The organism is Desertihabitans brevis, from assembly GCF_003327535.1.
Classification (GTDB): Bacteria; Actinomycetota; Actinomycetes; order Propionibacteriales; family Propionibacteriaceae; genus Desertihabitans; species Desertihabitans brevis.
On record NZ_QOUI01000007.1, the window covers coordinates 256,330 to 281,974 of the forward strand.

Here is a 25,645-nt window from a genome sequence, read left to right on the forward strand (position 1 = left end):
CCCGGTCGGTGAGGCTCTAGCCAGCCATACGGGAGATTCGGGGGAATCGGAATGGCAGAACACCGGGCGCATCGGCGCCACCAGGGCGGTCGCACTCGACCGCGACTCGTCGTCACGGGCGTCGCCACCGCCGTCGCGTCCGTCGTCGTGCTGGCCGGCCTGGTGGTCGGCCAGCACGGCGCATCACCTCCGCCCTCCGGCGCCGGCCCCGCTCCGGTCGGGTCGGGAGCCACACCCCCGGAGCAGGGGTCGGATGACCGGCCCGGCACCGAGCAGCCCACGCCGCAGTCGGTGCCGCTCGGACCGGCCGAGGAGCCGGGCCCCGGGCCCGACCTCGCCGAGCTCGAGGCGGCCGCCGAGGAGGAGCCGACCCCGCCGGCCGGCTCCGACGACCTGGACGACGTGACCACCGCACCCGACGAACCGGACCCTGCCGAGCAGGCCGTCCAGCTCGACGAGGCCGTCGAGCGCCACGAGCGCGACCAGGACGACGCGGTCGAGGCCGCCTCGCTGGACGAGCTCGCCGAGGCCGAGGAACCAGCCACCGACCCGGACGTCCCGGGCGACCTGGAGGGCGAGGCCCGCGAGCAGCAGGAGCAGCTGGCGGCCGAGCTCGAGGACGTCCTGCCCGAGTAGGCCACCGGCCCGCCCGGACGTCCACCGGGCCCGTCCCGAGCAGCCCACCGGGCCGTTCGACCACACCACCGCCCGTCCCCGCACGCCCTCTCCACGCCACCAGCCTCTCCACGCCACCAGCGCCGTCCCACCCGAAAGGAACTCCGGTGTCCGGATCAGCTGCGCGCCGCCGTTGTGCCGCCGCGCTCGCCGTCTTCGCCATGCTGCTGACCTCGTTGGTCGCCAGCCCCTCCACGCCCGCGGCCGCGGCCGAGAGCACCGGTCAGGTCGACGCCCAGGGCCAGGCCTGGCGCACCCACGACATCACGCCGACCACGGCCGGCACCGTCACCGCGAGCCTCGCCTGGCCTGCCGCCGGCGCCGACCTCAACCTCTTCGTCCGCCGGGTCGACGACCCCGACGCCGCCACGGTCGGGCCGATGCTGAGCCACAGCAGCACCGCGTCCCGGCCCGAGCAGCTGAGCTGGGAGGCCGTCGCCGGCCAGACCTACCGGCTCTACGTGCAGGCGGCGGCCGGGGTGAGCGACTACACGCTCAGCACCGACCAGACCGCCGACCCCGAGCGCCGCTACCTGGGCACCGCCGCCTCGGCCGGGCAGACCTACCGGGCGCACCCGTTCTCGGTCACCGCGCCGACCGTGGTGGCCGGCAGCCTCGGCTGGACGGGTGGGGCCGACCTCGGGCTGTACCTGCGCACCGAGAGCGGCGCCGTCGTCGACGTCATCCGCTCCGACGCCAATCCGGAGCGGCTGACCGCCGAGGTGCCGGCAGGCGACTACGAGTGGCTGGTCCGGGCCGAGAGCGGCACCGCGGCCTACGAGGTCACCTCCTCCCTGCGCCAGGCGGGTGCGCTGACCGCCGGCCAGGAGCGCCACTTCACCGCCCAGGCCGGATTCGTCTCCACCGGCGGCGGCCGACAGGTGTATGAGTCCCACGACGTCACCGTGGGCGCCGACGGCGAGCTGGGTGTCCAGCTGGACGCCGTCGGGAACGCGAACCTCGACCTCTACCTCAGTCCCCTCTCGACCGGTGGTCAGGTCGGAGCCATCCTGCTGTCCTCGGCCACCACCGCCGACATCGAGCAGCTCAGCCTGCCGGTCAGCGCCGGCGAGCGGTACCGGCTGACCGTGAAGGCGACCTCGGGCGCGTCCGGCTACGACCTGCGTGCGACCCTGCGGCCCGGGCCCGGACGGTCCATCGTCGGCACCACCGACCCCGCCTCGCAGAACTGGCGCACCTACACCCTGGCCGTGGACGAGCCGGGCCTGCTGACCGCCGAGCTCGGCTGGTCCGGGCCGGGTGACCTCGCCCTCTACCTGCGTGACCCCGAGGGCGACCTGGTTGCCATCTCCAAGACCACGGCGAACCCGGAGCGGATCGCGTTCGAGGTCGACGAGCCCGGTGACCACCAGCTCGTCGTCTCCTCCACCGGCAGCGCCGCTGCCTTCACCCTGGACGCCGCGCTGCAGACCGGTGCGGGGCGCAGCTTCCCCGGCCACCTGGGCTTCACCGCCACCGGCGGTGGCCGTCAGGGCTACGACTCCTTCGACTTCACCGCCACCGAGGACGGCACCGCGACCGCGTCGCTGGGCTGGCAGGGCGGGGCCAACCTCGACCTGTACGTCCGCGAGGTCACCGACCCGCAGACGCCGGACGCCGGACCGCTGCTGGCCAGCTCGCAGACCCCGGCCACTCCGGAGCAGCTGTCGTTCTCCGCTGAGGCCGGCAGCACCTACCGGCTCTACGTCTCCGCCCCCAGCGGTTCTGCGCACTTCGACCTCGACGTCGCGGTGCAGGCCACCGCCGACGAGCGCACCTTCCTCGGGACGTCCCACACCACCGGGCAGCGCTACCGCACCTACCCTTTCGAGGTCTCCGGACCGGGCACCCTGAGTGGCAGCCTCTCCTGGCAGGGCCCGGCCGACCTCTCGCTGTTCGTCCGTGACCCCGACGGCGCCCTGGTCGGGCAGTCCGTCACCGCCGGCAACCCCGAGCAGGTCAGCGTCGGGGCCGAGAGGGCCGGTGCGTACCAGCTCGTGGTGGCCGCCAACAGCGGCTTCGCCGCCTTCAGCCTGGACGCCGCCTTCGTCGCCGACGAGCCGGCAGCGGCCTGCACGCCGCTGTCGACCCTGGGCTGCGACGCGCTGGTGCCCGAGCCCCCGGTAGCGCTGACCTTCGACGGCGCGGGCGGCGGCCTGGTCGACGGTGACGGTGAGGGCACCGGGTTCACCCTGGTCGACCCGCCCTCGGCGCGGCTGGCAGCCGATGGAGCCCCCAGCAACCCCGAGGTGCCCGGCTTCGAGCCCTCCCTGCTGGACGTCGCCGACGGCACCCTGACCGTCGAGGCCACCCGTGGCATCCAGTACGCCGACAACGTCCAGACCACCGGGACCAACTCGCTGCTCAACGCCCTCGGCGTCGGGGTGGAGGCGGCCGACGCCGTCACCACCGTCCGCACCACGGTGGTCGCACCGGACTTCGACGCGACGGCCAACGCCGAGAAGGGCGGTCTGTGGTTCGGCCTCGACGAGGACAACCTGGTCAACCTCTCGGTGCAGAACCAGTCCGGCACCAACGTGCGGGTGCAGTTCCAGCGGGAGGTGGGCGGGAAGGTCGTCGGGGCCACCGACGAGAAGAACTCCGCCGTCTTCCCCGAGGGCACCGACGTCGCGCTGACCATGGTGCTCGACGCCGAGGCCGGCACCGCCGTCGGCAGCTACCAGGTGGGTGGCGCCGCCCCGGTCTCCCTGGGCTCGTTCCCGGTCCCGGCCTCCTTCTTCGAGGGTGCGGCGCTCGGCGAGGGTGGGACGCCCGCCAGCCTGGCCGGCGTCTTCGCCACCGAGCGCAACGAGGCCACGACCCCGGTCACCGTCACCTTCGACGACTTCGGCGTCCAGGTGGAGCGGGAGACCGCCCCGGGCAACACCGCACCGGAGGTCCTGCTCACCGGTGACCGCACCCTGGTCGAGGGCCAGCAGACCCGGATCCCGGTCGGCACCTTCGACGAGGACGACGACGAGGTCGCCGTCACCGTCGCGGGTCTGCCCGAGGGCCTGGCCTACACCGACGGCGTCATCTCCGGCACGCTGGCCCAGGACACCGTGGCCGAGCAGCCCTACACGGTCGAGGTGACCGGGGACGACGGCACCGCCACCAGCACCGCCTCGTTCACCATCACCGTGCTCGACGACCTCGCGCTGGACATCAACTTCCAGCCCGCGACCGCCCCGGTGCCGGCCGGCTACCGGGCCGACACCGGTGCCGCCTTCGGCGACCGCGGGGACGGACTCAGCTACGGCTGGGTCGCCCAGGGTGGTGACACCCCGCTCGACATGAGCAAGAACGCCCGGCTCCGCGACCGGACCGGGATCGACCCGCGGCTCAACACGCTGATGCACCTGCAGTACCGCGACATCCAGACCGTCTTCGGCGGCAGCATCAGCTGCACCACCAACCAGTGCGAGCCCGGGGCGTGGGAGCTGGCCGTGCCGGAGGGCCTCTACGAGGTGACGGTCTCGGTCGGCGACCAGCCCGGCGCCGGCACCGTCTACGACTCCCGTCACGCCATCAACGTGGAGAACGGGGTGGCCATCGCGCAGTTCCAGGCGACCTCCGCCGAGGAGTTCCGCGAGGTCACGGTGCAGACCGGCGTCGAGGACGGCCGGCTGACCGTCAGCGCGATCGGCGGGCAGAACACCAAGATCAACTACGTCCGGGTGCGCAGCCTCGGCGCGCAGCCCTTCGTCACCGCGACCGTCCCGGCGCTGCGGGCCACCGACGTGGCCCTCGACACCTCGGTCTCGGCCTCGGTCTCCGTCCCCGGCACCGGCCTGGGCGTCGACCCCGACCGCGACACCTCGCTCACCGACGCGGCGGTCAAGCTCTTCGAGCAGACCCCGACCGGTGAGGTCGAGGTGACCGGTAACCGCGGCTCCACCGGCGGTAACGACACCATCTCGTTCAGCCCCGGCGCCGCGCTCAAGCCCGACACCACCTACCGCTACGTCATCGACGGGGTCCTGGACGAGGCCGGCAACACCTTCGGGGCGTTCCAGACCTACTTCACCACCGGCGACGACGGTGGCGGGCAGAACGAGGAGGAGTTCACCCCGGTCGAGGGCGTCAGCTTCGAGAAGGTGCTGCTGCCCACCGCCTCCGGCTCGGCCAACGGCAAGTACTTCGCCTCGCTGGTGGTGCACGACGGCCACCTGTGGGCGACCACCATCGGCCAGGGCATGTTCCGCTACGAGATCCTGCCCGACGGCACCCTCGGCCCGGCCCAGGACCTGGGTCTGTTCGCCGGGCGGGCCGCGGTCGGCCTGGTGTTCGACACCTCGGACCCGGACCTGGCCTGGGTCACCCACGCCACAGCCAACCTCGGCAACGAGAGCGCCCGGATCGGCTCCACGCTGTCGGTGGTCGACTTCTCCGACGTGGACGCACCGGTGGTCACCGACGTCTTCACCAACCTGCCGCGCTCGCAGAAGGACCACCTGTCCAACTCGCTCAGCTACGGCCCCTCCGGCGACGGGGGCGAGCCCTGGCTGTACTTCCTGCAGGGCTCCAACCAGGCCGCCGGTGACGTCGACGGGGCCTGGGGCACCCGCGGGGAGACCCAGCTGACCGCCGCCCTGCTGCGTTTCGACCCGCAGCAGGCCCTGCAGACGGCCCGCACCGACGGTCCCATCGACGTCGCCACCGAGGAGGTCGGCGGCGACTACGACCCGTACGCCGACGGTGCGCCGCTGGAGATCTACGCCACCGGCATCCGCAACGCCTACGACCTGCTGTGGCACTCCAACGGCCACCTCTACGTCCCGACCAACGGCACCGCCGGCGGCGGCAACAGCCCCGGCGTCACGGTGGCCGGCGGCACGATGACGATGAGCACCACCCAGCAGGCCGGGCAGAACGGCTACGGCAACGGCACCGACGTCACCGAGGTGTGCAGCACCCGGCGGATCGACGGCCAGCCCTACACCGGCGGCTCGGTGCCGGCGGTGACCAACCACCCGACCCAGCGCGACTTCCTCTTCGACGTCGAGCAGGGCGGCTACTACGGCCACCCGAACCCGACGCGGTGCGAGTGGGCGCTGAACAACGCCGGGCTGCCCGCGGGCGCCGGCTCCGGCGGGTCGAAGTACCCGGCCAGCACCCAGCCCGACCCGAACTACCGGGGGTGGGCCTACGACTTCGACTTCAACAAGTCGCCCAACGGCGTCATCGAGTACACCTCCGACACCTTCGGCGGGGCGCTCAAGGACCGGATGATGGTGGTCCGCTTCAGCGGCAACGACGACATCCTCACCATGCAGGTGGCCGACGACGGTGAGGTGCTCGGCGCCCAGAACGGCACCGACGTCCCGGGCTTCACCGGCTACGCCGACCCGCTGGACCTCATCGAGGACACCTCGGTCAACCCGGGCAACCTCTACATCAACCAGTACAACCGCGGCGGTGAGCCGCAGGAGCTCTACCTGCTGCGGGTGCCCGAGGGCGAGACCGCCGGGGGCATCGACGTCAGCACGGACTCGGTGACGATGTCGGCGACGCTGAACACCGAGCAGCCCACCGACAGCACCCAGATCACCCTGCACAACACCGGTGACGAGCCGGTCGCCGTGACCGCCGCCCTGCGCGGCGCGCACGCCGGGCAGTTCAGCGTCGGCACCCCGGGCACCGTCGCCGCCGGCGGGGAGAAGGCCCTGACGATCGGGTTCGACCCGAGCGGCTCGGTCGGGGTGCGCACGGCGGAGCTGGTGCTCTCCACCCCGGACGGGGTGACCCGCACCGTCGCGCTCCGGGCGTTGGCCTTCCAGGGTCAGGAGGGCGGGGAGGAACCGCCGCTGCAGCTGGTCCTGGACGCCCTCGAGCTCGAGGTCACGGCCGGCTGGAGCGGTCTGGCCGGGGGCACCGACCCGGCACCGAAGGGGGACGAAGTGCTCGCGCCGCTGTTCGAGCGGGCCGGCGACGGGCCGGTGACGATGCGGCCGGTGGCGGCGTTCGCGCCGCAGGAGGATCTGCCCTTCGGCTGGTACACCGCCGAGGGGTCGCAGGTCACCACCCACCAGGTCGGATCGATCGCCAACGGGCAGCTGCAGACGCTGCACCCGGGAACGGCCGCAGGCAGCCAGACCGAGTTCGACCCCGGCGAGGAGGAGTTCGGGCTCTACTACTTCTCCAACACCTTCGACCGGACCGGCTACACCGAGGACGCCCGCAACGACAGCGGCGGGCTGCACCGGGCCCGGACCTACCCGCTGGGTGGGGACCGGTTCCTGGTGGCCTTCGAGGACGCGGCCAACGGCGACTACCAGGACTACGTGTTCGTGGTGGAGAACGTCCGGGTGGCCGGGCAGGAGCCGCCGCCGGTCGCGGAGACGGTCAAGGTCAACTTCCAGAGCGCGGACGCACCGGTGCCCGCTGGCTACCTGCGCGACTCCGGTGAGGCCTTCGGCACCCGCTCGGGTGCCGACCAGGGCAGCGGCCTCAGCTACGGCTGGGTCGGCGCGACCTCGGGCCAGCCACTGGGCCTCGTCGGCAACGGCCGCGACCGCAACCTCGCCGCCGACCAGCGCCTCGACACCCTGCTGCACATGGACCTGCCCCCCGACGCCTCCGGCGGGGTCGCCCAGGAGGGCAGCTGGGAGCTCGCGGTGCCCGACGGCGCCTACCAGGTGACCGTGACGGTCGGCGACGCCCAGAAGGGCAGCGCCCCGGAGGACCACGTCATCAACGCCGAGGGGGTGGCCCTGGTCGAGGGCTTCGGCAACTCCCCCGCCGCCAACGGCTCCCCCGACCGCCACACCACCGAGGCGGCCACCGTCGAGGTGCTCGACGGCCGACTGACGATCGACCAGGACGGCGGCACCAACACCAAGATCAACTACGTGGAGGTGACCCCGGTCGACGGGGCGGGCGAGCCGCAGACGGTGGCCCAGGTGAACTTCCAGACCGCGGCCACGCCCACCCCGTCGGGGTGGGTGGCCGACACCGGGCAGCTGTTCACCGAGGACCGCGGCTACGGCTGGGTGCGCACGGAAGGTGGGGCGACGAAGGCCGCCGACACCCGGCTACGCACCTCCGAGTCCGACCCGCTGACGGCCTCCCTGGTCATCGTCGACGACAGCACCGTCGCGGGGGTGGTCGACGGTGAGTGGGAGTACGCCGTAGCCGACGGCGAGTACACCGTCGAGGTGTCGGTCGGCGACCCCGACTACGCCGACTCGGTGCACTCGGTCGACGTCGAGGGGACGCCGGTGGTGCAGGGGTTCGACCCCGGCGCCGCTGGCGACTACCAGACGGGCGAGGCCACCGTGCACGTGGACGACGGGGCGCTGACCCTCGCCTCCACCGGCACGAACACCAAGCTGCAGTGGGTGCGGATCACCAGCACCTCCGACACCGACGTGGTGCCGCCGCGGGTGGCGGTCGCGCTGGAGGGCGACGGCGAGGACGGCGAGTACAGCGGCCCGGTGACCGTCACCGTCACGGCCACCGACCAGACCCTGGAGTTCGTCGACTACTCCGTCGACGGCGGCCCGGTGCAGAACTACACCGCACCGTTCCAGGTCACCGGCACCGGCGACCACACCGTCGAGGTGACCGCGACCGACGGTGCCGGCAACGTCACCGAGCGCTCGGTGACCTTCAGCATCGTCCAGCTCGGCAACGGCGACCTCACCCTCACCAACCCCGAGGCGGCGCCGTTCCACGACCGGCTGGTGATGAGCCGGATCCAGTCGACGGCCTCCAACCCGTCCAACGCCGACACCGCGGTGGTGCGGCTGGGCAACAACGGCAGCGCCCCGCTGCAGGTGCTCGGGCTGCAGGTCGCCGACCCGGACGACTTCGAGCTGGTCAACCCGCCCCAGCTGCCGGCCACGGTGGCCGTCGGCTCCCAGCTGACGCTGACCGTCCGCTTCACCGGGGTCGGCAGCGGGCAGAACACCGCCTTCGAGTCCGAGCTGAGGATCCGTCACAACGGGTCGGACGGGCCGTCGGCGGTGGTCGAGCTGGGCGCGATCTGGCAGTCCCAGAGCGAAGGCGGCAACGAGCCGGACGTGGCCGAGATCGTCGAGGCCTTCGGGGTCGGGACGACCATCGTCGGCAGCGGACAGCAGGTCAACAACTCCGGACGGCTGGAGAAGATCGGCGACGAGGTGCACTCGAGGACCTGGCGCCGGCTCAACACGTCCCAGCCGGTCACGGTGCGCCAGCTCGCGGCCTACCACACCTGCTGCAACAACACCGCGGCCTTCGGCTGGCACCCGGTGGGCAACAAGGGCTCGTTCAACCGGGTGCTCACGCACAACGGTGCGTGGGCGCAGACCCTGCGTCCGCGGATCCAGGGCTCGGGCACCAACCCGGCGCTGGCGAGCTTCACACCCGGTCCGGCGACCTGGAGCTGGCGGATCGACCCGGAGTCGAGCGACTGGACGCTCAACGACACCAGCCCCGACAGCTGCGGCAGCGGCAACGCCGGCTGCCAGCTGGGCCACCACATCCGGATCTGGCCGGTCGAGGACCGCGAGGGCCAGGCGGTCCCCGGGCAGTACTTCGTGACGATGGACTACTCCGGGATCAACTACGACTACAACGACAACGTCTACCTGGTGACCAACGTCGCCCCGGCGGACGCCCAGTGACGGGTCCGCGTCCGCGACGCTGACCTCCCCCGAGGGTCCCGGCAGGCACTGCGCCTGCCGGGACCTGGGCTCTGCGGGTCAGGCGGGCAGCAGCAGCCCGTCCGCCAGCGCCTCCCGCACCCGGGGCAGCACCCGCGCACGGACGGCGTCCGGGTCGTCCTCGAGCAGGGTGGCGACCGCGGCCAGGAGCTGGCCGAGGGTGAGCTCGCCGTCGCACGCGCCCAGCACGCCACCGGTGGCGGTGTCGACGGCCATCGCGGAGCGCAGCCCGCGCTGCTGGCGCAGCACGACGTGCTCGGGGTCGGCCGCGCCGGGACGTCCGATGGTCTCCTGCACGACGTCCTCGGCGAGCCGCCAGCGCAGGGCGAGCAGCTCCTCCTCGGCCAGCAGCGACCAGGTCAGCCCCTGCTGCTGACCCGCCAGCGCCGGCCCGACCGGCTGCTGGACCGCGTGCGGCCAGTCGAGGGTGCGCAGCTGGGGCCGGGCCCGCTCGGCCCGGTGCACCGCGAGCCACCCCATCCCCACCGCCTCCACCCCGAGCGCCTCGAGGTAGTCCAGCCAGCGGTGGTACCGCTCGCGGTAGGTGGGGCTGCCGGTGAGCCCGGCGTCGGCCAGCCACAGCTCGACGTAGGCAGCCGGGTCGAGCACCTCGCGCTGCACCGCGAACAGGTCGCAGCCGCTGCCGGCCACCCAGCCCGACACCCGATCACCCCAGTGCTCGCCACGGACGTGGGCCCAGTTGGCCAGCACCTGCAGGGTGCCGCCGGGGGCGAGGTGGCGGGTGCCGTCGGCCACCACCCGGCGCACCAGGTCGTCGCCGGTGAACCCGCCCTCGCGGTAGACCAGGCGTTCGCCCTCCGGCGGCGACATCACGTACGGCGGGTTGGTGACGACCAGGTCGAACTGCTCCCCCGCCACCGGCTCGTACAGGCTGCCCTCGCGCAGCTCGACCGGACGCCCGGAGCCGGTGCGCGCCCCGCTCAGCCGCAGGGTGAGATCGGCGAGCGCCAGCGCCCGTCGGTTGAGGTCGGTGGCGACCACCTGCTCGGCGTGCCGGGCCAGGTGCAGGCTCTGCACCCCGCAGCCGGTGCCGAGGTCGAGTGCGCGGCCGACCGGACGTCGGATCGCCAGCTGGGCCAGGGTGGTCGAGGCCGGTGAGGCGCCGAGCACGTAGTCGGGGCGCATCGGCGCGACCTGCTGGTCCAGACCGGGGGTGAGGTCGGCCACCAGCCAGCCGCCCGCGCCGTCGTCGTCGCTGGCGTAGGGCCGGACGTCCACCGCCGCCCGTGCGACCTCGCCGGCGGCCTCCACCAGCCCGGCCGCCCGCAGGTCGTCCAGGCTGTCGCCGAGGGCGCGACGCAGCTCGCTCACCGAGACCTCGCGCTGCAGCAGCCACAACCGCACCAGGGTGGCCAGCTCCGAGCCGTCCCCGCGCAGCACCCGTTCCGCCGGGACCGTCGAGTTGCGCCCCAGCCCTGCCTGACCGTCGGCGCCGATCAGCGCGAGCACCGGGTCGGAGCGGTAGTCCAGGGCCTCCAGCCGGTCCCGCAGGCGGGCGACGGCGGCGTCGTCGAGGAGGGGCACGGGGTGAAACCTACCGGGGCCGTCGCCCTGGGAACCTGTCCGCCGCCGGTGGCTGGGCGGGCGACGCGCCGCGACACGCCGGACGTGACCGAGATGAGATACGCGATCTCGGGGAAGGCGGAATAGGGGTGGGCTGCGCTAGGTTCCCGTGCTCGTGACGACAGTGTGGGTACCGCTGAGGCGACGGCGTCACGTCGACCTCGCCCTGGTGATCAGCGCCGGCTGTCGCTGACCCCTGCGTCCCTTCCTCTCCCACACCCCGGCCGTCGCCACCGCTGCGCGACGTGCCTCCGCACCCGAAAGGCAGCTCTGCGATGAGCACATCTGCGACCGAGCACTCGGTCGGCAACAACACGACGCCCAAGCGGGCGTCCCTCCCGTTCTGGGCCCAGGTGCTGCTCGGCCTGGCCGTGGGCATCGGCCTCGGTCTGGTCGCCCGCACCTGGGAGGTGGACTGGCTGACCACCACCCTGTCCACCGTCGGCAGCACCTTCGTCTCCCTGCTCCGGGTGATCGTGGTGCCGCTGGTGCTGACCGCGATCATCGTCTCGATCGCCAACCTCCGTGAGGTCACGAACGCGGCCCGGCTGGCCGGTCAGACCCTGCTGTGGTTCGCGATCACCTCGCTGATCTCGGTCGTCATCGGCATCACCATCGGCCTGCTCACCAACCCCGGTGCCAGCGCCACGGTCGACCTGTCCGCCGCCGAGGCCTCCAGCACCCAGGGCACCTGGCTGGACTTCCTCACCTCGATCGTCCCCGCCAACATCCTCGCCCTCGGGGCCGAGGCCGACGGCGACGGCGGCGTCTCGCTGTCGTTCAACGTGCTCCAGCTGGTCGTGCTGGGCATCGCGCTGGGTGCGGCGTCGCTGGCCGTGGGCAAGAAGGCCGAACCCTTCCTCGACTTCAACCGCAGCGTGCTGGAGATCGTGCAGAAGCTGGTCTGGTGGGTCATCCGGCTGGCCCCGATCGGCACCGCCGGTCTGATCGGCCGGGCCGTGGCCAACTACGGCTGGGACCTGATCGGCCCGCTGGCGGTGTTCACCATCGACGTCTACGTCGGCTGCGCCATCGTGCTGTTCGTGCTCTACCCGGTGCTGGTCAAGGCGCACGGGCTGAGCGTGCGGCGCTTCTTCGCCGGCGCGTGGCCGGCGATCCAGTTCGCCTTCGTCTCCCGCTCCTCGGTGGGCACGCTGCCGCTGACCCAGCGGGTGGTCACCCGCAACCTGGGCGTCTCGCCGAACTACGCCAGCTTCGCGGTGCCCTTCGGCGCCACCACGAAGATGGACGGCTGCGCCGCGATCTACCCGGCCCTGGCCGCCATCACGGTGGCCCAGCTGTTCGGGATCGAGCTGGGCATCCAGCACTACCTGCTGATCGCCTTCGTCTCGGTGGTGGGCTCGGCCGCGACCGCCGGCCTGACCGGTGCCGTGGTGATGCTGACGCTGACCCTGTCGACCCTGGGTCTGCCGCTGGAGGGCGTCGGTCTGCTGCTCGCGATCGACCCGATCCTCGACATGATGCGCACCGCCACCAACGTGGCCGGCCAGACGCTGGTGCCGCTGATCGTCGGCAAGCGCAACGGCCTGCTCGACGAGAAGGTGTACAACTCGGCCAACGTCAGCTCAATCGAGCACGACGACCCGACCGACACCGTCAGCCAGGAGCGCCAGACCATCCCGGTCTGATCCCCCGGCTGCACGACGGCCCGGCACCCCCTCGCGCGGGGGTGCCGGGCCGTCGGCGTCTCAGGCCGGCGGGCGGGCGGCGGCGTCGATGACGTCGGCCAGCTCCCGCGGGAGCGACCACATCGGCCAGTGCCCGGTCGGCAGGTCGACGTAGTCGAGCGCGGTGTGGTCGAGGAGGGCGGCGAGGAAGGGCACACCCTCGGCGGCGTAGGAGCGGTACTCCTCGCTGCTGAAGGCGGTGCACACCACCGTCCCGGGCACCGCGAGCCGGGCCGGGTCGCCGAGCCGGACCACGCCCCGCACCGTCTGGGCCGGCTGCGGCACCGCGCGTCGGCGGAACTCCTCCAGCTGCTCGGGCGTGAGGTCGCGCATGCTGCCTCCGGCCAGCTCCTCCTCCCACGCCGCCTCCAGCGGGAAGGTGTCGCCCTCGAGGTCGGGGTTCATCGCGTGGCCGTCGCGCACCGGGGCGGTGTCGACCCAGACGACGTGGTCGACCAGGTCGGGGTGGCGGTCCAGCGCCAGGGTGCCGGGCAGGGCGGCGCCGCTGTGCAGGACGAGCACCCGCCGGTCGGCGTCGCGGTCGAGGGCGGCCGCGATGCACCCGGCGTGGTCGTCCAGCGTCACCTCCCCCGGCGGCCGGACGGGTTCGGCCTCCAGCCCGGGCAGCGTGAGCGCCGTGACGTCGTGCCCGCGGTCGCGCAGGAGCGGCAGCACGTCGTCCCAGGCCCAGGCGCCGAGCCAGAAGCCGGGGACGAGCAGGATCTGTGTGGTCATAGTCACATGCTGGCAGCCGTCACCGACAGAAACGGATGGGGACGCACGGCGGCCCGGCACCTGCGCGGTGCCGGGCCGTCGGAGCGGGTGCTGCGTCAGCGGCCGTCGCGGACGCCGGTCGCCTCCAGGGCGTCCACCAGGCCCTCGCCGAAGAAGGCGTTGTCGGCGGTGCTGCCGGTGCAGCGGTCGTCGGCGGGGCAGGGCACGTCGTCGGCCTGCCGCTCCAGCAGCCGGATCAGCTGGTGCGGCTTGGCCTTGGGGTGCTCGGCCTTGAGCAGCGCGAGCACACCGGCGGCGTGCGGGGAGGCCATCGAGGTGCCCGAGGAGCGGCCGTAGCCACCGGGGACGGTGGACAGGATCGAGCTGCCCGGGGCGGTCACGTCGATGACGCCCTCGCCGTAGTTGGAGAAGCCGGACTTGGCCACGTTGACGTCGTTGGAGGCCACCGTGACCACCCCGTCGAGCTCGGCGGGGATGTCGAGGCAGCCGTTGTGGATGTCCCGCTGCACCGGGGTGGTGTCGTTCGGGCTGGAGCTGTCGGTGGTCTTGTTGGCCAGGTCGACGTTGCTGTTGCCGGCCGCGGCGGCGTGCACGACCCCCTCGCGGGTGGAGTAGTCGACCGCCCGGCGGACGGCCTCGACGACCGCGCCCTGGTTCTCGTCGTCGGTGCACCAGAACTGCCACGGGTCGATGTAGTAGCTGTTGTTGGTGACGTCGGCGCCGTGCTCGGCGGCCCAGACGAAGCCGCAGATGGCGTACTCGGGGTAGATGAAGCCGTCGTCGTTGACCACCTTCACCGAGGTGAGCCGGCTGTTCGGCGCGACACCGACGATGCCGATCCCGTTGCGGGCGGCGGCCACGGTGCCGGCCACGTGGGTGCCGTGGCTGCTGGTGGTCGGCAGCCAGGACTCACGGGTGGTGTCGGGGACACCGGCGTCGACGCAGCTGACCGAGTTCGCGTCGTCCACCTGGGAGGCGAGGTCGGGGTGGGTGTCGTCGATGCCGCTGTCGAGCACCGCGACCGTGACGTCGGCGCTGCCGTCGGAGGCCACGTCGGCCCCGATCTGGGCCATGTCCCACTGCTCGCCCTCGCGCGGGTCGGCCGCGGCGGCCTCGACCACGACGCCCTGGCGCTCCTCGAAGGTCTGCGCGGCCTGCCGGGTGCGCATCCGCTCCGCGGCCGCGGCCGCCCGCTCCTTGACGGCGGCGGTCCGGGTGGCGCCGACCGACTCGACCGCCGAGCCGAGGCGGCCGCGGGTGACGTCGCTGGCGAAGCTGTCGGAGGTGGAGTGCACGACCAGGACGCCGATCTGCGGCCAGGCCTGGACCACCTCGCCGTCGGCGGCCTCGACCGCCCGCTCGGCGCGCTCCAGCTGGATGGCGCTGGGACGGGTGTTGACGACATAGCTCATCAGCTCGCCGTCGGCGGCGGTGGCGGTCGGGGCGGCGAGCCCGGCGCCGAGCAGCGCGGTGACGCCGAGGCAGGCGGCGAGGGCGGGAGGCACGCGGCGGAGCCGGCGGTGGCCGTCCGGAGATGTCGGTGGCATGGGGTCTCCTCGGGGGTCGGCCGGGCGGGGGGTGGCGTCACGGCGTCGTGGCGTCTCCGCCCGGGGAGTGGGATCAACCTAGGCCCCGCACCCGGCCGGCGCCACCACCGCCCGGCCACCGTCATCCGACCGTCACGCCCGCCCCCGCCTCCCCCGCCCGCCTTCCCCGGACGCGGTTCGAGGTGATAACGCGCTCCTCGGAGCGCGGTATCACCTCGAACCAGCGGAGGGGTGCCCGCGGGGCGGTGGGTCAGCGCCTCCGGGCGGTGTCGGCCTCGGCCGGGTCGCTGGCGCGCTCGCCGGTCGGGTCCGGCTCCTGCGCGCCGGCCTCCATGGTGTTGCCGCGACGGGTGCTGACCACGACGGCGGCCACCACCACCGCGAGGGCGACCGCGGCGATGACGAAGCGCACCGGGGAGTCGTCGCCCAGGGTGGACATGCCCACCACCGCCGGGGCGATCAGCACGGCCACCAGGTTCATCACCTTGATCAGGGGGTTGATCGCGGGGCCGGCGGTGTCCTTGAACGGGTCGCCGACGGTGTCGCCGATCACGGTGGCGGCGTGGGCGTCGGAGCCCTTGCCGCCGTGGTTGCCGTCCTCGACCAGCTTCTTCGCGTTGTCCCAGGCGCCGCCGGAGTTGGCCAGGAAGACCGCCATCAGGGTGCCGCAGGCGATCGCGCCGGCGAGGTAGCCCGCCAGCGCGGGGGCGCCGAGCCCGAAGCCCACCGCGACCGGGGCGAACACCGCCAGCAGACCCGGGGTGGCCAGCTCGCGCAGCGAGTCACGGGTGACGATGTCGACCACCCGGCCGTACTCGGGACGGGCGGTGCCCTCCATGATCCCGGGGATCTCACGGAACTGGCGGCGCACCTCGTAGACCACCGCACCGGCCGCGCGTCCCACCGCGCTGATCGCCAGCCCGGAGAAGAGGAACACCACGGCCGCACCGGCCACGATGCCGACCAGGGTGGCCGGCGCGTAGACCACCGAGGCGTCGACGAAGCGCTGGTAGCCCTCGCCCAGCACGCTGGCGACGGCGTCGGTGTAGGAGCCGAAGAGGGCGGTGGCGGCCAGCACCGCGGTGGCGATGGCGATGCCCTTGGTGATGGCCTTGGTGGTGTTGCCGACGGCGTCCAGCTCGGTGAGCACCTGGGCGGCCTCGCCGTCGACGTCGCCCGACATCTCCGCGATGCCCTGGGCGTTGTCCGAGACCGGGCCGAAGGTGTCCATCGCGACGATGACGCCGACGGTGGTGAGCAGGCCGCAACCGGCCAGCGCGATCGCGAACAGCCCGATCACGCCGCCGCCGCCGAGGGCGAAGGCGCCGAGCACGACGGCCGCGATGACCAGAGCGGTGTAGACCGCCGACTCCAGGCCGAGCGAGATGCCGGAGAGGATGACGGTGGCGGGGCCGGTGAGCGAGGTGCGCCCGACCTCGCGGACCGGACGGTCCTCGGTGCCGGTGTAGTACCCGGTGAGGGTGAGGATGACCATCGCCAGCACGATGCCGACCAGCACCGAGCCGATGGCCACGAGCCGCGGGTCGTCGACCAGACCGGTGAACTCGGCCTCGGTGCCGAGGGCGGCGAAGCTGTCGGGGAGGTAGAGGAAGGCCGCGACCGCGCAGAGCACGGCCGAGATGGCGGCGCTGACGTAGAAGGAGCGGTTGATGGTGCGCAGACCGTTCTCCCCGGTGCGCGGCCGGGTGAGGAAGACGCCGATGATGGCGGTGACGACGCCGATGGCCGGCACGATGAGCGGGAAGACCAGGCCCGCCTCGCCGAAGGCGGCGCGGCCGAGGATGAGCGAGGCGACCAGCATCACCGCGTAGGACTCGAACAGGTCGGCGGCCATGCCCGCGCAGTCGCCGACGTTGTCGCCCACGTTGTCGGCGATGGTGGCGGCGTTGCGGGGGTCGTCCTCGGGGATGTTCTGCTCGACCTTGCCGACCAGGTCGGCGCCGACGTCGGCGGCCTTGGTGAAGATGCCACCGCCGACCCGCATGAACATGGCCAGCATCGCCGCGCCGAAGCCGAAGCCCTCGAGGATGGTGGGGGCGTCCCCGCGGAAGATCAGCACCACCGCGGCAGCCCCGAGCAGGCCGAAGCCGACCGTGGCCATGCCGACGCTGGCGCCGGTGCGGAAGGCGATCCGCATCGCCGGCTCGCGGCCGGTGTCGCGGGCCGCGGCAGCCACCCGGACGTTGGCGCGGACGGCCAGCCACATGCCGAGGTAGCCGATCAGCGCGGAGAACCCGGCGCCGACGACGAAGGCGACCGACCGCGCACCACGCAGCAGCCACTCGTTGCCCTCGCCGTGGGCGGGCAGCGCCAGCAGCAGCACGAAGGCCACCACCGCGAAGATCCCGAGGGTGCGGAACTGGCGACCCAGGAACGCCGCCGCGCCCTCCTGCACGGCCACCGCGATCCGCTTCATGTTGTCGGTGCCCTCGGCGGCCTGCAGCACCTCCCGGCGGAAGACCAGGGACATCGCGATGGCGATCAGGGCGATGGCCCCGACGACCGCGACGATCGTCAGGTTGGACCCGGCGAGGGTGATGGGCATACGGCGTCTCCTGCGAGCGTGTTCGGCGGTGAACGGGCTGGGGAGATATAACCACACAGGCACTGGTCTGGGGCGGCAGGACGGCGGTTCGGGCCCGGATCCGTCGGGCCCGCGTGCCACGCTGTCTGCGATGACGACGACCGACCCCGCTCCGCCGACCACGGACACCGCCTCCGAGCACCGCTGCGTGCGTCCGCCCCGGTCGCCGGTCAGCGCGGACTGGCCGGAGTGGCTGCCCGAGGCGGCGGTGCGGGCGCTGGCCGGCTGCGGGATCGAGCGGCCCTGGCGCCACCAGGTGCAGGCGGCGGAGTCGGTGCGGGCCGGGCGGCACACGGCGCTCACCACCGGGACGGCCTCGGGCAAGTCGCTGGCCTACCTGATGCCGCTGCTCGCCGAGGCGCTCGGGCCGGCGGACGCGCGCCGCACCGGGAGCCGACCGGCACCGGCTGGTGGACGTCCGGGCAGCGTGCGGCAGGCGTCGGTGGCCGACCTCGTCCGCGGCCTGCGGGAGCCGACCGCGCTCTACCTCTCCCCCACCAAGGCACTGGCCCACGACCAGCTGCGCTCCTGCACCGCGCTGCGGCTGCCTGACTGGCGGGTCGGCGCGCTCGACGGCGACAGCTCCGAGGTCGAGCGGCGCTTCGCCCGCGAGCATGCCCACCTGGTGCTGACCAACCCCGACATGCTGCACCGCTCGGTGCTGCCGCAGCACGCCCGGTGGTCGCGGCTGCTCGGCTCCCTCACCCACGTCGTGGTGGACGAGTGCCACCGCTACCGCGGGGTCTTCGGCGCCCACGTCAGCGCGGTGCTGCGGCGGCTGCGCCGGCTGTGCCACTCCTACGGCGCCGACCCGGTGTTCGTGCTGGCCTCGGCGACCAGCGCCGAGGTGGCCGCGTCGGTGTCCCGACTGGTCGGGGTGGAGCCGGCGGAGGTGGTGGTCGTCGACGAGGACTGCTCGCCCCGGGCCGAGGTGACCATCCGGCTGCGCCAGCCCGAGCAGGGCATCGAGGAGGCGGCCTCCCGGGCGCTGGTCGACCACGTCAGCCGCGGCGAGCAGGCGCTGGCCTTCATCGGCTCCCGGCTGCACAGTGAGCTGGTGGCGCTGTCGGCGCAGAGCCGGCTGTCGGAGCTGGGGTTGCAGACCGCCGCGGCCGACGGGCTGCCGCTGGTCGAGGCCTACCGCAGCGGCTACCTCGCCCGCGAGCGGCGCAGCATCGAGGCCCGGCTGCAGGACGGCTCGGTCCGTGGGGTGGCGGCCACCAACGCGCTGGAGCTCGGCATCGACGTCGCCGGCCTGGACGCGGTGGTGATCGGCGGCTTCCCCGGCACCATGGCGGCGTTCTGGCAGCAGGCCGGACGGGCCGGACGCCGCGGCGGGTCGGCCGAGGTGACGATGCTCACCCGCGACGACCCGCTCGACCTCTACTACTTCGACCACCCCGAGCTCGTCTTCTCCGGACGGGTCGAGGCCTGCGTCCTGCACCCGCAGAACCCCTACGTGCTCGGCCCGCACCTGGCCGCCGCGGCCCAGGAGATGCCGCTGCAGGCCGACGACGTGCGCTGGTTCGGCCCGCAGATGGTGGCCGTCGCCGACCGGCTGGCCGCGCAGGGGGTGCTCCGCCGGCGCGCCCGGGGCTGGTTCTGGACCCGGCCGGACCGGGCGGTGGACGCGATCGACCTGCGCAGCGCCGGTGGACGTCCGGTGGAGGTCCTCGAGGCCGGCACGGGCCGGGTGGTCGGCCAGGCCGACCCGCAGACGGCCGACCGCAGCGTCCACGAGGGCGCGGTCTACCTGCACCGCGGGGAGCTCTGGCTGGTCGAGCGCTACGACCCCGACGCCGGTGAGTGCACCGCGCGGGTCGCCGATGTGCCCTACCGCACCTCGGCCCAGTCGGTCAGCGACGTGCGGGTGCTGGGCCGACGCCGCTCGAGCCGCCTGCCCCGCGCCGACGTCTTCCTCGGCGACGTCGAGGTGACCTCCCAGGTGACCGGATACCTCCGCCGCGACGCCCTCACCGGCACCGTCTGGGACTCCACCCCGCTCGACCTGCCGCGCCGGGTGCTGCAGACCCAGTCGATGTGGCTGACCGTGGACGAGACGCTGCTCGCCGAGCTGAACCTGAGCCAGCAGGAGCTGGCCGGGGCGGCCCACGGCGCCGAGCACTGCGCGATCGGGCTGCTGCCCGCCTTCGCCCCGTGCGACCGGTGGGACATCGGCGGGCTGTCCACGGTGCTGCACCCCGACACCGGCGCCTGCACGATCTTCGTCCACGACGGCCACCCCGGCGGCGCCGGGTTCGCCGAGCGTGCCTTCGAGGAGGTCGAGCGCTGGCTGACCGCCACCTGGGACCGGCTGCGGCTCTGCCGGTGCGAGACCGGCTGCCCGGCCTGCGTCGTCTCGCCCAAGTGCGGCAACCAGAACCAGGTGCTGGACAAGCCGGCCGCCACCGCGCTGCTCGCCGGCGTCCTCGGTCGCTGACCTCGCCGGCCCGGCCCGCCGGCACGTGGCCTCAGGTCACCGGCCGGCCAGCTCGGAGCTGCCCGCGTGGGCCACGGCCCGCAGCTCCAGGGCTCGGCCGCCCACCTCGAGCCCGATCGGCTGGGCCACCTCGGCCGTGACGACGAACTGCCACTCATCCCCCGCCACCTCGCAGTCGAGCACCCTGGCCCCGTTCTGCCGCGCCGTCTGCTCCGCCGCGGTGCAGGCGTCCCCGCCCCCGCGCACCGCCCGGGCGCCGGCCAGGGCCGCGAGGTCGGCGTGGTCCCGCGTCACCGCGGTGGCCAGCACCGCGGCGCCCACCCCGACCACGACGCCGCCGACCAGGAGCACCACCGCCAGCACCGTCACCGTCAACCCGGTCCCGCTGCCGCGCTCGTCGTGCGGCCGCGCACCGGAGGACGCCCGACCCCCGGCGCGGAGCGGGAGGACCGGACGGCGGTCCCGGTCGCCCGGGCACCCGCCCCGGGCCGTCACGGCGCCTCACCCGGTTGCCAGGACGCCCGTGCGACGGCCGTCAGCGTGAGGGGCTCCGCCAGCCGCCCCCACGGGTCGACCTGCCGGCGCACGGTCACCACCACGGCGTTCGGCGAGTCCTGCACCGACACCTCCACCTCTCCGGCCCGGTCGACCAGCTCGTCGGCGGCCGCGGTGTCGCCGCGGGCCACCAGCTCGGCCACCTCGCTGGCCAGACCCTGGTGGGCGAGCTGGATGCCCACCATCGCCAGCACGCCGCCCAGCAGGACCATCAGCACGGCCGCGGCGACCACCCCCATCGCCAGCTCGGCCGTCACCATGCCTCGCTCGCCCCGCCGCGCTGCCTGCTGGTCGGCTGGCGCCTGCCGCCCCAGCACGTCCTCGCTGCCCATCTGCTGCTCCTCTGCTGCTCCCCGACGGTGCCGAGCGGGCTGGGAGCGCCCCCGGTCGCGCTCCCAGCCCGCTCGTCCTGCTCAGAACGGGTTCTGGTTGAGGACGAGACCGAGGATCCAGATGAAGATGTCCACGATGAGCTTGCGCAGCTCTTCGCTGGTCAGGATGCTGATGAGGACGCCGCCCAGCCCCACCGTGGCCACGGTGCCGACCGCGTACTCGGCGGTGGTCATCCCCCGCTCGTCATGACCGTCGGTGGCGACCTCGTCCGGCTCCACCACGGTGTTCGTGTTCTCCGACATGTTCTTTCCCTCCCGGCAGCCAGCTGCCTGGTCTCGGTGGCGCCACCCCGTGTGGCGCCGGCCCCTCGTGGAGCCGACCCCACCGTTGGCGGGTCGCAGGGGCTTCGACGGCCCGCGCGTCAGGGGTGTGGACGCTGCTCGGAGCCGGTGTGTGCCTGTGCACAACTCCCGGACGGGATGCCGCGACGCGTCGTGTTCGCCGGCCATGATGCGGCGGAAGCGGCGCTCGTCGTCGGCCAGGTGGCGCAGCAGCCCGAGCAGCGACATCGTCGACGGCGGCACCGACCGCCGGGCCAGCTGCTCGGCGTCGAGGCCGCTGCACTTCATCTCCAGGTGAGCCGGTAGCTGCGCGGGTAGTCCAGCAGCAGGCCGCGCTCGCCGTCGGCGACGCCCTCGGTCTCCCGGGGGTCGTCGTCGGGGTCGACCCACATGTCGGGGGTAGACCGTGGCCCCACTCCACCGCTCGGTGTGTTCGCCTCGTCGGGGTCCACCCGGTCACTCTCGGCACCACGGGATCCGCGGCGCCACCCGGTATCGCGGCGTGGCCGCAGGGCCGCGGCCTCAGCCGAGCAGGGTGCCGACCATGCCGCCGACCACGGGGACCACCCCGACCAGTACGAAGGCGGGCAGGTAGCAGACCATCAGCGGGAGCACACTGCGCACCCCCACCGACCGGGCCCGCTCCTGCAGGGTCGCGTGGTGGGCGGCCCGGGCCTCGGTGGCGTGCTCGGCTACCGTCCGGGCCTGCTGGGTGCCCGAGTGCAGCCCGCGGGCGAGGTCGCGGACGACCCGCCCGACCAGCGGGTCGTCACGCAGCTCCAGCAGCGCATCGGCCTCTGACATGCCGACGTCGATGCGCGCCACCACCCCGCCGAGCGCCCGCGCTGAGGGCGTCTCGCTGACCCGGCACACCGCCCGGCAGGCCTCCCCGACCGGGAGCCCCGAACGCAGACAGCTCGCGAGCAGCTCCCAGGTATGCGGCCAGGACGCCATCAGCTCGACCTGCTGGCGGTGGTGGTCGGCGGAGACGAACCAGCCGAGCCCGACGGCGACCACGGCGCCCGCGGCCACCCCCGCCAGCAGCCGCACCTGCCAGGGCACGTCCAGCGCGGCCGCGACGCCCAGCACGGCCGGCAGCGCGAGCAGCAGCCGCCGCCGTCCCGGCAGGCTCCCCTCCCGCCCGCGCCATGCACGCCGCACCCATCGACCCAGCCGGCCGTCGGCGTCCTCCACCCCGGCGCGGGCCGCGCCCAGCACGGACGGCTGCCCGCGTACCAGCCCGAGCACCGCCAGCACCGCCAGCGCGACCGGGACCACCGCGTCGGCGATCACGAGGCCAGCCTCTCGCTCCACAGCACCCCGCCACAGGCCAGCAGCACCCCGCCCAGCAGGCACAGCTGCCCGACCCAGGAGGAGAGCAGGAAGCTGATCGGGTCGCCCCCGATCGCGTAGCCGAGCGCCAGCCCGACCAGCGGCAGCACGGCCATCAGCCGACCGGTCGCCCGGGCCGCCGCGAGCTCGGCCCGAACCACCCGCTGCACCTCGCGGTCGGCCCGCAGCGCCGCCGACACCCGGTCCAGCGCATCGGTCATCGACGCCCCGGTGCGCTGGCAGAGGCGCCAGGCCTCGACCACCGGCCGCAGACCCCCGGCTCCCGGCCGGTCGGCGGCGCGCTCCAGCACGGCCAGGGAGTCCCCGCCCGAACGGTGCACCGCCGCGGCGGACGCCAGCAGCGGATGGTCCTCCGCGGCGGTGGTCAGCGCGTCACCGGGCACCTTGCCGACCCGCAGCTCGCCCGCCAGCACGGCACACGCCCGGGCCACCTCGTCCGCCCGCCGCTGCTCCCGGTGCTCCCGCAGCTGCCCGTGCACCACCCACGCCGCCGTCCCGCCGAGCACCAGCAGGCAGGCGGTGACCACCGCCGCCGCGATCCCCCACGACACCCCCACCGCCCCCAGCACGACGATGCCCGCCGCCGGCACCGCCAGCACCAGCCGACGCCGCGCCGGAGCGCCGACCGGCTCGACGGCGACGGGCACCGGCTCCAGCCGCCGGTGCCAGCCCGGCTCCGCCGACGGGCCGCACCACAGCAGGGCCGCCGCCACCCCCAGCGCCAGCGCCAGCACCGCCATCACCAACCTCCCCTCCGCGGTCCGGAGCCGCTCATCGCGCCAGCAACCTCTCCAGCGCCTCGCCACCGGCCTCCTTGTGCACCACGCCGTCACCGAAGGTGACCGCCGGCACGGTGCGCACCCGGTCGGTGACCTCGTCGCGCAGCAGCACCGAGATGCCGTCGACCCGTCGTCGCCCGCCCTCGCGCCGGATGTGCACCACGGCGTCCAGGGCCGCGGCCGCCTGGGAGTGCAACGCCTCCCGCGACATGCCCCCGAGCGCGGCCAACGCCTCCAGCCGGGCCGGGACGTCCGCCGCGCTGTTGGCGTGCACGGTGCCGCACCCTCCCTCGTGTCCGGTGTTGAGCGCGGTCAGCAGATCGCACAGCTCCGCACCGCGGACCTCGCCCAGCACCACCCGGTCGGGCCGCATCCGCAGGGCCTGCCGCACCAGGTCGCTGAGGGTGACCCGCCCGGCGCCCTCGGCGTTCGGCGGACGGCCCTCGAGCCGCACGCAGTGCGGGTGGTCCGGGTCGAGCTCGCGCGAGTCCTCGACCACCAGCAGCCGCTCCTGCGGCGGCGCCAGCGAGAGCAGCGCGGCCAGCAGCGTGGTCTTGCCCGACCCCGTCCCGCCGGAGACCAGGAAGGCCGCCCGGCAGGCGACCAGCCCGCGCAGCAGCTCCGCCCCGGCCGGCGGCAGCGAGCCCACCCGCACCCAGTCCTGCAGGGTGAACCGGCCGCGCGCGGGCACCCGCAGCGACAGGCAGGTGCCCGGGTCGGCGAGGGTGCCCAGCACCGCGTGCACCCGGGTGCCGTCGGGCAGCCGGGCGTCCACGAACGGGGCGGCGTCGTCCAGTCGCCGGCCCACCCGGGCGGCCAGCCGCACCGCCAGCCGGCGCACCTCGTCGTCGTCGGCGAACTGGAGCTCGACCCGCTCCAGACCGTGCCCCCGGTCGAGGTAGACGTGCTGCGGACCGTTGACGAGCACGTCGGTGACGCCGGGCAGGCCCAGCAGCGGATCGAGCGGCCCGGCCCCGAGCGCGTCGCGGCGCAGCCACTCCAGCGTCGCCAGCAACGACTCGTCGGTCACCACCCAGCCCAGCGCCCGCATCTCGCGGGCGACGTCGGCCGGCGCGGGCTCGCGGCCCAGCTCGGCCAGCCGCGGACGTAGCAGGTCGAGGTCGGGCGCCCCGAGGCTCACCGGACCAGCTCCGCGGCCAGGGCGTGCACACCGCGGCGCCACCGGCGCGAACCGGCCTGCGCCACCGCACCACCCCGGGCGACCGCCTGCCGCAGCCGGGCGTCGTCGGGCAGCACCGCGAGCACCGGCGCCCCGACCGTCCGCTCCAGGGCCTCCACCCCGATGCCCGCGCCCGCGGCGGCGACGCCGACCACCTCCACCGGACCCGTCCGCCGGCTGGTCCGCGCCACCAGCGCCCGGGCGGCCGCCAGCGCGCGCACCTCGGCCCGCACCACCACCCAGCGCCGGGTGGCCGCCGTCAGCGCCTCCTCCGTCACGGCGCCGGCGCCGCGCGGGCAGTCGACCAGGCAGACGTCCCACCAGCGACGCCCCGAGGCCAGCACCGAGGCCACCGCCGGCAGCGGCGGCGGATCGGCCGCCGGACGGGCCATCGACAGCACCCCCACCCCGTCGGCCTCCGGCAGCTGGCCGCGCAGGTCGCCCACCTGGCCCGACGCGGCGGCCAGGTCGGGCCACCGCCACCCCACGGCACGCTCCAGCCCGGCCGCCAGGTCGAGCCCGCCGCCGTCGACGTCGAGGTCGACCGCCAGCACCGAGCCACCTCCGGCCGCCACCGCCGCGGCCAGCGCCACCACGAGCGTGGACGCCCCCGCGCCGCCCGTGGCCCCGGTCACGGTGACCACCTGCTCCCCCGGTGCGCCGCCGCCGACCGCGCCCACCAGCCGCGACATCAGCACGCCGGCGGTGTCGGGCAGCGTGACCACGCACGCGTCGAAGGCGCACGACCACCGGCTCAGGTCGCCGTCGGTCTCAGCCGCCACCAGGTGCACGCCGTCGCGGCGCGCCAGGGCCGCGGCCTGCACCGACTCGGCCACGTCGATGCCGAGGTAGACCTGGGTGGCCGAGGTCCAGGCCGGACGCAGCTCCTCCGCGCTGCGGACCCGCCACACCTCCACCCCCGCCGCGGCCGCCGCGGCCAGGACCCCGGAGGCAAGCCGCTCCTGCCCCGTCACCAGGGCCACCGCCGGCCCGGCGGGTGCGGTCGACGGCCCCGGGGAGACCGCTGTCGTTGTCGCCATGCCCGCGAGGTGGGCCTGCGGAGGCACCGCTGCCGGGTGTGGCCGCCGACCTGTGGACAACACGTCGCAGCCGGCGCAGCCTGTGGACACGTCGGTCCCCGGAGGAGCGCTCCCGGGTCTTCACATCGGGCCCGGCGAGGAG

The 25,645-nt window shown here is 74.2% G+C and carries 15 protein-coding genes and 1 pseudogene; 4 read left to right on the forward strand and 12 right to left on the reverse strand.

The genetic code is table 11. The annotated features are described in order from the left end of the window. The first annotated feature begins 147 nt into the window (after window positions 1-147). Window positions 148-636, forward strand: a complete 489-nt coding sequence (locus DT076_RS12925; protein WP_114127079.1) for a hypothetical protein — start codon at window positions 148-150, stop codon at window positions 634-636. A gap of 146 nt (window positions 637-782) precedes the next feature. Further along, a complete protein-coding gene (locus DT076_RS12930; protein WP_147264145.1) occupies window positions 783-9,284 on the forward strand; it encodes an OmpL47-type beta-barrel domain-containing protein in 8,502 nt (2,833 codons plus the stop codon). 78 nt (window positions 9,285-9,362) lie between these two features. Here DT076_RS12930 and DT076_RS12935 read toward each other — a convergent pair whose 3' ends face one another. Then, entirely contained in the window at window positions 9,363-10,868 is a 1,506-nt protein-coding gene (locus tag DT076_RS12935) for a DUF7059 domain-containing protein (RefSeq protein WP_114127081.1), read from the reverse strand. A gap of 314 nt (window positions 10,869-11,182) precedes the next feature. On the opposite strand from DT076_RS12935, the gene DT076_RS12940 reads away from it, so the two are divergent. Continuing rightward, on the forward strand, window positions 11,183-12,556 hold the full coding sequence (locus DT076_RS12940) for a dicarboxylate/amino acid:cation symporter (protein WP_114127082.1): 1,374 nt from the start codon (window positions 11,183-11,185) through the stop codon (window positions 12,554-12,556). A gap of 60 nt (window positions 12,557-12,616) precedes the next feature. On the opposite strand, the gene DT076_RS12945 is transcribed toward DT076_RS12940, so the two are convergent. From DT076_RS12945 to DT076_RS12955, 3 genes are all read right to left on the reverse strand, one after another. Further along, the gene (locus tag DT076_RS12945; RefSeq protein ID WP_114127083.1) at window positions 12,617-13,330 is read right to left on the reverse strand and encodes an alpha/beta fold hydrolase; all 714 of its coding nucleotides are present in this window, start codon (window positions 13,328-13,330) and stop codon (window positions 12,617-12,619) included. A gap of 95 nt (window positions 13,331-13,425) precedes the next feature. Further along, window positions 13,426-14,877, reverse strand: coding sequence for a S8 family peptidase (locus DT076_RS12950; RefSeq protein WP_114127084.1), 1,452 nt, complete (start codon window positions 14,875-14,877; stop codon window positions 13,426-13,428). Window positions 14,878-15,127: 250 nt separating this feature from the next. Continuing rightward, window positions 15,128-17,443, reverse strand: a complete 2,316-nt coding sequence (locus DT076_RS12955; RefSeq protein ID WP_114127085.1) for a sodium-translocating pyrophosphatase — start codon at window positions 17,441-17,443, stop codon at window positions 15,128-15,130. Window positions 17,444-17,573: 130 nt separating this feature from the next. Between DT076_RS12955 and DT076_RS12960 the strand changes: the two genes are divergently transcribed. Beyond that, the gene (locus DT076_RS12960; RefSeq protein ID WP_114127086.1) at window positions 17,574-19,922 is read left to right on the forward strand and encodes a DEAD/DEAH box helicase; all 2,349 of its coding nucleotides are present in this window, start codon (window positions 17,574-17,576) and stop codon (window positions 19,920-19,922) included. A gap of 36 nt (window positions 19,923-19,958) precedes the next feature. Here the strand turns inward: DT076_RS12960 and DT076_RS12965 are convergent, their stop codons facing one another. From DT076_RS12965 to ssd, 8 genes and pseudogenes are all read right to left on the reverse strand, one after another. After that, window positions 19,959-20,417: an Rv3654c family TadE-like protein gene (locus DT076_RS12965; protein WP_114127087.1), complete on the reverse strand. Its 459-nt coding sequence runs from the start codon at window positions 20,415-20,417 to the stop codon at window positions 19,959-19,961. Then, window positions 20,414-20,809 (reverse strand): DUF4244 domain-containing protein, encoded by a 396-nt coding sequence (locus tag DT076_RS12970; protein ID WP_114127088.1) that lies wholly within the window; start codon window positions 20,807-20,809, stop codon window positions 20,414-20,416. The genes DT076_RS12965 and DT076_RS12970 overlap by 4 nt, the downstream gene beginning before the upstream one ends. Before the next feature lie 81 nt (window positions 20,810-20,890). Then, complete coding sequence (locus DT076_RS20010; RefSeq protein ID WP_233493947.1) at window positions 20,891-21,112, reverse strand: DUF4244 domain-containing protein; 222 nt, start codon at window positions 21,110-21,112, stop codon at window positions 20,891-20,893. Between the two features lie 243 nt (window positions 21,113-21,355). After that, window positions 21,356-21,439 (reverse strand): annotated as a pseudogene (locus tag DT076_RS20015) (hypothetical protein); the annotation flags it as partial. Between the two features lie 234 nt (window positions 21,440-21,673). Then, complete coding sequence (locus tag DT076_RS12980) at window positions 21,674-22,444, reverse strand: type II secretion system F family protein (protein ID WP_114127089.1); 771 nt, start codon at window positions 22,442-22,444, stop codon at window positions 21,674-21,676. Then, window positions 22,441-23,247: a type II secretion system F family protein gene (locus DT076_RS12985; RefSeq protein WP_147264146.1), complete on the reverse strand. Its 807-nt coding sequence runs from the start codon at window positions 23,245-23,247 to the stop codon at window positions 22,441-22,443. The genes DT076_RS12980 and DT076_RS12985 overlap by 4 nt, the downstream gene beginning before the upstream one ends. Window positions 23,248-23,275: 28 nt before the next feature. Further along, the gene (locus tag DT076_RS12990) at window positions 23,276-24,424 is read right to left on the reverse strand and encodes a TadA family conjugal transfer-associated ATPase (RefSeq protein ID WP_114127091.1); all 1,149 of its coding nucleotides are present in this window, start codon (window positions 24,422-24,424) and stop codon (window positions 23,276-23,278) included. Then, on the reverse strand, window positions 24,421-25,503 hold the full coding sequence (gene ssd, locus DT076_RS12995; RefSeq protein ID WP_147264147.1) for a septum site-determining protein Ssd: 1,083 nt from the start codon (window positions 25,501-25,503) through the stop codon (window positions 24,421-24,423). Before ssd ends, DT076_RS12990 begins: the two co-directional genes overlap by 4 nt. Window positions 25,504-25,645: the final 142 nt, after the last annotated feature.